Here is a 2,370-nt window from a genome sequence, read left to right on the forward strand (position 1 = left end):
GAGGTGGGGGGCAGCCCTGCCCCCACCGGTGGGTCCCCGGCGACCCCCGGACGGCCGGTATGCAGGAGGGCCTCCTCCCGGTCACCCCCGGGGGAGGGGTCCGGACGAAGTGCCGGGACGTCGGGGGAATCGGGGGTCCCCGGATGAGAGGGCGTGCCGGTGGCCGCGCGGGATCCGTCGTTCCCGGCGGATTCGGCCGGGTGGGGTGTCATCGCCATGCGCTCATCTCCTCCGTCAACATGCGTCGAGCCCGGTGGATACGACCCCGGACGGTGGGGCTCCCCGCCCCTACGACCCGGGCGATCTCCTCATACGACAAGCCGTGCAACTCGCGCAGGACCCAGCACGCCCTCTGATCCGCGGGCAATCGGCCGAGTGCGCCGAGCAGATCCCGTATGGCCGCCCCCGCCTCCGTGGTACGAGCCGGTGAGCCGTACCCGTGGGCCGGGATCGTCTCGGGGCCGACCCGGGTCCCGGTCAGGGGTGGACGTGCCCTGATGTGGTTGAGGCAACGATTGGTGACGATGCGGAACATCCAGGTGCGGAATGTCGACTCGCCCCGGAACCCTGGCAACCCGCGCCATGCCGTCACGAACGCCTCCTGAACGATGTCCTCGGGATCCCCGACCGGGCCCACCAGCCGACCGGCCAGCCGGAGGAGCTCCGGGGTGTGGCGGCGCACCAAAGTCTCGAACGCCGCCTGATTCCCTTTCACCGCATCGGCCACCAGGCGGGCGTCCTCGACCGGCTGCCGGGGGGACGCGTCGTGGTCGCGGAACACGGCTTCTCCTTTCAACGAACCCTCGTTTCCCCTTTGGACACCGGGAAGATCCGTTCCTCACGCCCGGGTGTGACACTTCACCCGATCGCCTGAACCGCCTCTGCCCCGCCCACCCGACAGAGGGATATTCGGAGCGATTCGGGAGACTGCGCGTGACGATCCGTCGGTGGGGGTGTCCAAGGAGTGAGAGACCGGACAGGAGATGGCGGGAGACGGGGCGGGAGACGGGGCGGCGCACGGGATTACACCGCCGGCCGGAAGGTGGTCCGCCCCTGGACGGGGAAAGCGGTGAGGGGAGGCCCCGCTTCGGCGGTGGGGCCGGACATGTGCGGCCCCACCGGTAACCCCGCCCGACTCCGGGCCGGGACGGCCCGGGGCTTCGCGCCACCCGGGAACGACAGGAGAGGCAAGACGATGACAACGGAAACGAAGAGCCCCGCCGACGCCGTGGCCCCGGCGGACATCACCGTTCCGCCGGCCCGCCCGATGAGCCGGCGTACGGACGAGTCGCCTGGGGCGTCGATCGGGGCGGGGTCCACCGGGTCCAGGAGGCCCACGGCCGTGCGGGGACGGACCACGATCGCCGCCGCCGTGGTGGAGAAGATCGCCGGCATGGCGGCCCGCGAGGTTCCCGGGGTGACGGCCCCGGCGGGAGGATTCAACCGCGTCGGAGCGCTGCGTCACCGCTTGACGGGGGATCGCGAAGGTGTCTCCCGGGGCGTGAGGGTCGAGGTGGGCGAGCGACAGACCGCGATCGATCTCAACGTGGTGGTCGAGTACGGCCTCTCCATACCGGAGGTGACGACCGCGGTCCGGGAGAACGTGATCCTGGCCCTGGAGCGCATGACGGGACTCGAGGTCGTGGAAGTCAACATCATGGTGGAGGACGTGCGTCTCCCCGAGGAGGAGATCATCGAACCGGAGCCGGATGTGCGGGTGATGTGAGGCGGTTCCGCCCGGGCGGGACGGTTCCACCGACGGGCGGTCCGGTGAAATTCGGTGGGCACGAGGGTTTTCCCTCCCTCCGTGGGCGTCGGGGAGCAGCACGGTGTCCCCGCCGGGGGCCCGGAAGGATGTGGGTGGCCCCCGGGACCGGCCGGGGTGAGGGCGGGCGGTCCCGGGGGAGGGCCGACGGGAAGCCGCCGCCTCGGCCGATGTCCCCGAGACGAGGCGCGGACCGGACACCCGGGGCACGCCCGGGGCGCACGCCGGTTCGGGTTGAGTGGCTGCCGGTGGAAGGGCACGCCGGACAACCCTCCGAAGAAGCGTCGGAAGGGGGGAGCCACGCGGTTCCTCCGGGCATACGCCCGAAGGGGGTCGGCGTTGATGCCTCTCGTCCACGGTCGGAAGACCGTGATCGGTCGCCTCGTTCCCGGAACAACGCTCCCGGGGCCCCGACTCCCGGGACGGTGGCGTGACGGGGCACACGGAAACCGTTCACCGGATTCCGTCGGTAAAGATGAGGCGGGGCCGCGCACGCGAGACCCGGTGGCACCGCGGAACCGCGGGTGATGTGACGAGGAGCGGTCGTGAGCGGTGATCACGAGGGGAGTGGCGCCCGGGATCCCGGGACCGGGACGGGCTCCTCC

General features: G+C 71.6%; 2 protein-coding genes and 1 pseudogene. 1 reads left to right on the forward strand and 2 read right to left on the reverse strand.

Going from position 1 to position 2,370, the window contains the following annotated elements; genetic code table 11:
- Positions 1–218 (reverse strand): annotated as a pseudogene (locus FNQ90_RS27615) (hypothetical protein); the annotation flags it as partial.
- On the reverse strand, positions 209–781 hold the full coding sequence (locus FNQ90_RS19920) for an RNA polymerase sigma factor (protein WP_182607619.1): 573 nt from the start codon (positions 779–781) through the stop codon (positions 209–211). The pseudogene FNQ90_RS27615 and the gene FNQ90_RS19920, both read right to left, overlap by 10 nt.
- Positions 782–1,195: 414 nt before the next feature.
- Between FNQ90_RS19920 and FNQ90_RS19925 the strand changes: the two genes are divergently transcribed.
- The gene (locus FNQ90_RS19925) at positions 1,196–1,726 is read left to right on the forward strand and encodes an Asp23/Gls24 family envelope stress response protein (protein WP_182607620.1); all 531 of its coding nucleotides are present in this window, start codon (positions 1,196–1,198) and stop codon (positions 1,724–1,726) included.
- Positions 1,727–2,370: the final 644 nt, after the last annotated feature.

It is taken from the genome of Streptomyces alkaliphilus (assembly GCF_014141535.1).
GTDB lineage: Bacteria > Actinomycetota > Actinomycetes > Streptomycetales > Streptomycetaceae > Streptomyces > Streptomyces alkaliphilus.